This is a genomic window from Vibrio sp. 10N.222.48.A3 (assembly GCF_041475345.1).
Taxonomy (GTDB): Bacteria; Pseudomonadota; Gammaproteobacteria; order Enterobacterales; family Vibrionaceae; genus Vibrio; species Vibrio tasmaniensis_A.
Genome location: NZ_JBFRVX010000603.1, coordinates 1 through 6,572 on the forward strand (window position 1 = coordinate 1; position 6,572 = coordinate 6,572).

Sequence of the window (6,572 nt, forward strand, 5' to 3'; positions counted from 1 at the left end):
ATATTAAGATATGACGTTATCAATTAAGCATATTCAATGACTTAGAGTCTTTCCTAAATGTGATGACGGGTTGGTATTCGAAGCGGGGTATAACCAAGATTTTGTTGATATTGGAAGGTTTCGTTTGTGTAGTGAAATAGCAGTATGGTGCTCCTTATCATTAAGCTAATATTTTTTAATATCGTTATCATATTTTCATTATTGATGTATTGGAACGCGAATCAACACGCCCAGCACCGGGTTCAAGATGAAAATTTGATGAAAAATTCAGCGTCCAACCGCTGATGCAACAAAATCTAGGGTCGATGATGAGAGCGAGGAAACATACATACAGATGGAAAGTACGGGTTAATTGACTCAAAAATAGAGGTATCGCTGAGGTTGGGTCGAATTATTATCAGACGAATTCGCAGAGCATCGACCCAGAAATCACAGTTTCAATACAGAAATAGTTGGAATCTAAAGATGTTTGTCGTATCAATAGGCCTATAGGAAGCGCATTCATTCATGTTTCTCTATTACTCTTCATAGCTTAGGTATTGAATACACAAGTCATGAAAGGCTTGTGCTTGTGGCGAGATCGTACGGTCAGCCAATCTGAAAATACCGATCTGACGCTGTAAGGGCGGGTCAATCAATGGAATCCAAACCAAACGGGTTTCATTGGTTGGGAAAGCCAGCTTAGGTAGTGTGGTCACGCCTATCCCGAGCTCTAACACTGAAAACAACGAAGTGATGTTCTCTACTGAATACAGAGCCTGTTCGCTGAGCATTCGTGCGGGAGTTGGGTCAAGTAGGGTACAAGTACCGTTGCGAATGAAGGGTTGTTTTAACAAAGTTTGCCATTCTATTCCCTCTCGTTGAGAGGCGATAGGGTTGTCTTTGAGGCAGACCACACCAATAGGGTCAGAGAGTAAAGGCGTGAAATCGATGCTCTTTTCTTCTAAATGGGAGCTATTTCCGAGGGCTACATCCACCTCTCCAGAGAGTAATCTCGCTTCCACACCTGCCGCATTATCATCAATTAAGCTGACCTCAACATTGGGGTACTTTTCGCAAAAAGCCCCTAAAACACTAGGGATTAGTTTTGCGGCCACTGAAGGGACACTCGCTATTCGAACTCGCCCTTGCTGGCCAGCTGCTGCAGCACGGAGGTCGTTATCTAATGCCTTGTAAACATTTAAGAATTGAATGATTTTCGGTAAACATATTTCGCCAAAAGGTGTCAGCGTCGATTTGTTGCCCGTTTCAAACAGTGGTTGGCCGAGAATTTTTTCTAGCTCTTTTATCGATGTTGAAAGTGCCGCTTGCGAGCGATTTGCTCGGTGAGATGCCGCTCTAAATCCGCCTTCTTCGACCACTAAAACAAAATGTTTTAACTGTTGTAGCTTAATACTCATGACAGGAATCCTTCTCTAGGCCTTGCTATACCTTACTTTTTTAAAGGTGATAGATTTTATTTATCAAATGCACAAAATTTACCGTTAGATTTATCAATCGTCAAGGTGCAGTATTTAACCATCTTGAAACATAGTTGTTACAAAGTTGGATGGAATCGTGAACGCACAAACTAAAAAACACCCAGTAAAAACCGAGCTTTTCGCTTCAAAAGCACCACTAGAGTGGGCAATCGTTAATAACGGCACTCTATACACAGCGCAGATTCCAATTGATGAAACTGGCGCAGTAGTAGAAGGCGGTATCGAAGCGCAAACGCGTCAGACTTTTAACAACCTTGTTCATACGTTGGAGTGTGCAGGCGAATCTATGGATTCAGTGCTGCAAGTTCTGATTTACGTGACAGACCGTGAATATCTAAAAACGGTTAACAGCGTATACGGAGAATACTTCAATGCACCTTATCCAAACCGTGCTGCGGTCGTCGTTGCAGGGTTAGCAAGAGAAGAAATGTTGGTTGAGTTCGTGGTTTACGCATCAGCCTCTCAACCTGAATAAAGATACTGTGAACTGAGGCAATTTGCGGATTAAAGCTATTTGTCTGTAAAGATCTTTATTGATACAAGCGTCTTGGTTCAGTTTTAGATACAAGATTTAAACGTTATTTCTTATATAAATTAACGTTTTATTCATTAATCAGATGGTTGCCAGGCTCAAACGCAACCTAACCGTTACAAGGACAGAATGATGACTCAATTACAGAATGTTCAAGCAGAAAACGCACTTTACATTGGCGGCGAATGGCAAGCGGGTGTAAGCACCGTTGCGAACATTAACCCATCAGATATTTCTGAAAACATCGGTAACTTCGCACAAGCAAGTGCTGACCAAGTTCAACAGGCGATTTCAGCGGCAAAGCACGCTCAACCAGAGTGGGAAAAAACGCCGATTGAACGTAAGCAAGCAGTACTTCAAGCAATCGGTGATGAGCTGATTGCACGTTGTGATGAGCTAGGTACGTTGCTTTCTCGTGAAGAAGGTAAGCCTTTTGCTGAAGGTCGTGGCGAAATTTACCGTGCAGGCCAGTTCTTCCAGTACTTTGCAGCTGAAGTACTTCGTCAAATTGGCGACAACGCAGAATCAGTACGCCCTGGCGTTTCTGTTGAAGTGACTCGTGAAGCGGTGGGTGTTATCGGCATCATCTCTCCTTGGAACTTCCCGACAGCGACTGCTGCTTGGAAAATCGCTCCAGCGCTTGCTTTCGGTAACAGCGTTATCTGGAAACCAGCAAACCTAACACCAGCAAGTGCGGTTGCGTTAACTGAAATTATCCACCGTCAAGGCATGCCAGCAGGCACGTTCAACCTTGTTCTAGGCAGCGGTTCGAAAGTAGGTGATGCACTGATCAACTCTAAAGAAGTGAACGGTGTGAGCTTTACTGGTTCTGTTGATACAGGTCGTAAGGTTGCAGCTGCTACAGCGCCAAACTTCGTTCGTTGCCAACTAGAAATGGGCAGTAAGAACGCACTTGTGGTTGCTGATGATGCTGATATTCAAACAGCTGTTGATGCAACTATTGCAGGTTCGTTCTCTGGCGCAGGTCAAAAATGTACAGCATCTTCTCGTCTCGTGGTTATGGATGGCATTCACGACCAATACGTTGAAGCACTAATCAAGCGTATGAGCGAGCTTAAAGTGGGTCACGCACTAGAAGACGGCGTATTCATGGGCCCTGTTGTCGATGGTAACCAACTTGAAGCAAACCTAGGTTGGGTTGAGAAAGCACGTCAAAGCGGCGGTGAGCTAGCATTTGGTGGCGAACGCCTAAGCATGAAACACGAAGGTTTCTACATGTCTCCAACGCTGTTCTTGAATACTAAGAACGATTGGGAAGTGAACCAAGAAGAAGTGTTTGCACCAATGGCAAGCGTGATTCGTGTAGCTGACCTAGAAGAAGCTATCGCGACAACAAACGATACTCGCTTTGGTCTAACGGGCGGCATCATTACTCAAAGCCTACGTACTAGCGCAATGTTCAAGCAACAAGCGCAAACAGGTTGTGTGATGGTGAACCTACCAACAGCAGGCACGGATTACCACGTACCGTTTGGTGGTCGTAAAGAGTCTAGCTTCGGTCCTCGTGAGCAAGGTCAGTACGCGAAAGAGTTCTACACAGTCGTGAAGACAGCTTACCAGCGTCCTTACTAATCCACTTTCTATATAAGAATTGGATAGCTGAGGATATTAAGTCCCTAGCTATCCAGCTATCGAATTGGCCTGATTCACAGAGTCAGGCCAACATCCCAACCAAAGCCGCAAACGAAATTAGACAAGTGATTTAACCCATTTTTGAAAACATGTTATTTGAGCGTGTTTTCAAAACCGAGCTAGAACACTGAGCTTTCAATAGGAGTGGTTATGTACCAGCAACGGATTGTTATAGATGGATTGCAATACTGCAATTGGAACAGAGAATATTTCCAAACACTAAAGGCGAGCGGCATTACAGCAGTTCACGCTACCGCGGTTTACCACGAGACAGCTCGTGAAACCTTATCTCGCTTTGCAGAATGGAACTTAAGATTCGAGCAGAATGCAGACATTATCATGCCGATTCATTCAATGGCTGATGTTGAAACTGCAAAAGCGACCGGCAAAGTCGGCATTTTCCTTGGTGCTCAAAACTGTTCGCCAATCGATGATGAGATTGGTCTTATCGAAGTGATGCGTCAGCAGGGTCTTTTGATCATGCAGCTTACTTACAACAACCAAAGCTTACTGGCGACAGGTTGTTATGAGCAGAACGACACAGGCATCACGCGCTTTGGTAAACAGGCTATCGAAGAGATGAACCGAGTGGGCATGATCATCGATATGTCTCACAGTGCGGAGCGTTCAACGCTTGAAGCGATTGACCTGTCTTCTCGTCCTATTTGTATCAGCCACGCGAACCCAACGTTTGCTCATGATGCACTACGAAACAAATCAAACGATGTGATTAAAGCCCTAACCGAACGCGGTGGCTTAATTGGATTCAGCTTGTACCCATTCCACCTACCAAATGGCAGCCAATGTACGTTGGAAGATTTCTGCCAAATGGTTGCGACGACCGCTGACATGGTTGGCGTAGAACACCTAGGTATTGGTAGTGACCTATGCTTAAACCAACCTCAAGCCGTTCTTGAATGGATGAGAAATGGTCGTTGGTCTAAAGCAATGGACTACGGTGAAGGCTCTGCGAACAACTCAGGTTGGCCAGATGCGTTGCCTTGGTTCTGTGGTAGTGCGGGTATGGAAAATATTTATAACGGATTGATGCGTCATGGTTTCAGCGAGTCTGAAGCTGGGCAAGTCTTGGGAGAAAACTGGTTTAACTTCTTGAAAGATGGCCTAGAGCCTCAAAGTAAGGGTTAAGTGCTTTCTCACTAGTAATCATCGAATTAGCAGCCTTCTAATTAACCTTCATTTAGAAGTGCTGTTGTTACCAATTTAACTATTCAAAAGGAACAACGGTCTATTTCGCAACGCGGTAACCCAAACATGGATTAGCCTGCCCAACACAAAAAACAATAGGGCAGGTGTTAAATACACCTCTTGTAGTCATCATTAAAATGACAGCTGCAAAGAAACCTCTGGAGTCAGAGTATGTCTGATTTAACCAATAGCGTGAAATCTTCAAACGTAAATGCGGGTCAAGCACACACAGCAAGCAACAAAACGAGTAACACAAACCAGTCTGAATCGACTTCAGACAAATTAGGACTTACCAACCCAGCATTATGGTACAGCGGCGGTTTTATCGCTCTGTTCGTGGCGCTTGCTTTATTTGATGGCGAGCTGCTATCAAGCTTAGTAAATACAGGCTTTGCTTGGTCGGTAAAAGTGTTCGGTCCTTATTGGCAAATGCTTCTTCTTCTGACTTTTCTTATTGGTCTTGGCCTGGCGGCAGGGCGAACAGGCAAGGTTATCCTAGGCGGCATCGCGAAACCTGAAATGGATGGCTTCCGTTGGATGGCAATCATCTTCTGTACGCTACTTGCGGGCGGTGGTGTATTTTGGGCGGCAGCAGAGCCTATCGCACACTACGTTAACCCACCACCGTTGTATGGTGCACAAGAAAACGCACAGCAAGGCGCAGTGAATGCTTTATCACAATCATTCATGCACTGGGGTTTCCTAGCATGGGCTATTGTGGGCAGCTTAACGTCTATCGTGGTTATGCACCTTCACTACGACAAAGGCTTGCCTCTTAAACCTCGTATTTTGCTTTACCCAGTTTTGGGCGAAAGAGCACTGAAAGGCCATACCGGCGCATTGATTGATGCATGTTGTATTGTCGCTGTAGCGGCGGGTACTATCGGTCCGATTGGCTTCTTGGGTTTGCAAGTCAGCTACGCTCTGAATGAACTGTTTGGTATTCCAGATGGCTTCACAACTCAGCTAATCATTATCTTGTTCGCTATCGTGCTTTACACATTGTCGGCATTAAGTGGTCTCAACCGCGGAATGCAAATGCTAAGTCGTTACAACGTAATTTTGGCAATGGCATTGATGATTTACATCCTTATCTTCGGTCCAACGAACTTCATCTTCAATGGCTACATTCAAGGTGTAGGCAGCATGATAGATAACTTCATCCCAATGGCAACATACCGTGGTGATGAAGGTTGGTTAAGCTGGTGGACAGTGTTTTTCTGGGGTTGGTTCTTAGGTTACGGCCCAATGATGGCAATCTTCATCGCTCGTATTTCACGCGGTCGTAGTATTCGCCAATTGGTATCAACCATTAGCCTTATCGCACCGTTTGTAACTTGCTTCTGGTTCACGATTGTTGGTGGCTCTGGTCTTGCGTTCGAAATTGCAGATCCAGGCAGCGTAAGTAAAGCGTTCGAAGGCTTCAACTTACCAGGCGCGCTACTGGCGGTAACTCAGCAGCTACCTATGCCAATGCTTATCTCTATTCTGTTCTTGATCTTAACCACGATCTTCATCGTAACGACCGGTGATTCGATGACTTACACCATCAGTGTGGTAGTCAGTGGTGAGACTGAGCCTAACGCAATTATTCGTACTTTCTGGGGTGTGATGATGGGGGTAACGGCATTGATTCTGATTTCCCTAGGTTCTGGCGGCATTTCAGCGCTGCAATCGTTCATCGTAATCACAGCGGTACC

General features: G+C 45.1%; 5 protein-coding genes. 4 read left to right on the forward strand and 1 reads right to left on the reverse strand.

Going from position 1 to position 6,572, the window contains the following annotated elements; translation table 11 throughout:
- Positions 1-518: 518 nt before the first annotated feature.
- Complete coding sequence (locus AB4653_RS16890) at positions 519-1,400, reverse strand: LysR family transcriptional regulator (protein ID WP_102257617.1); 882 nt, start codon at positions 1,398-1,400, stop codon at positions 519-521.
- A gap of 157 nt (positions 1,401-1,557) precedes the next feature.
- Between AB4653_RS16890 and AB4653_RS16895 the strand changes: the two genes are divergently transcribed.
- From AB4653_RS16895 to AB4653_RS16910, 4 genes are all read left to right on the forward strand, one after another.
- Positions 1,558-1,956, forward strand: a complete 399-nt coding sequence (locus AB4653_RS16895; protein ID WP_004730412.1) for a RidA family protein — start codon at positions 1,558-1,560, stop codon at positions 1,954-1,956.
- Between the two features lie 189 nt (positions 1,957-2,145).
- Positions 2,146-3,606, forward strand: coding sequence for an aldehyde dehydrogenase family protein (locus AB4653_RS16900; protein WP_004730413.1), 1,461 nt, complete (start codon positions 2,146-2,148; stop codon positions 3,604-3,606).
- 210 nt (positions 3,607-3,816) lie between these two features.
- Entirely contained in the window at positions 3,817-4,812 is a 996-nt protein-coding gene (locus AB4653_RS16905) for a membrane dipeptidase (protein WP_102257618.1), read from the forward strand.
- Positions 4,813-5,043: 231 nt separating this feature from the next.
- Positions 5,044-6,572, forward strand: a 1,529-nt coding sequence (locus AB4653_RS16910) for a BCCT family transporter (protein ID WP_372104804.1), incomplete at its 3' end; no start/stop codon positions are given.

Coding starts and splice junctions, on each gene's coding strand:
- AB4653_RS16890 (WP_102257617.1), bottom strand. CDS start 1,400: ATGAGTATTAAGCTACAACAGTTAAAACATTTTGTTTTAGTGGTCGAA.
- AB4653_RS16900 (WP_004730413.1), top strand. CDS start 2,146: ATGACTCAATTACAGAATGTTCAAGCAGAAAACGCACTTTACATTGGC.
- AB4653_RS16905 (WP_102257618.1), top strand. CDS start 3,817: ATGTACCAGCAACGGATTGTTATAGATGGATTGCAATACTGCAATTGG.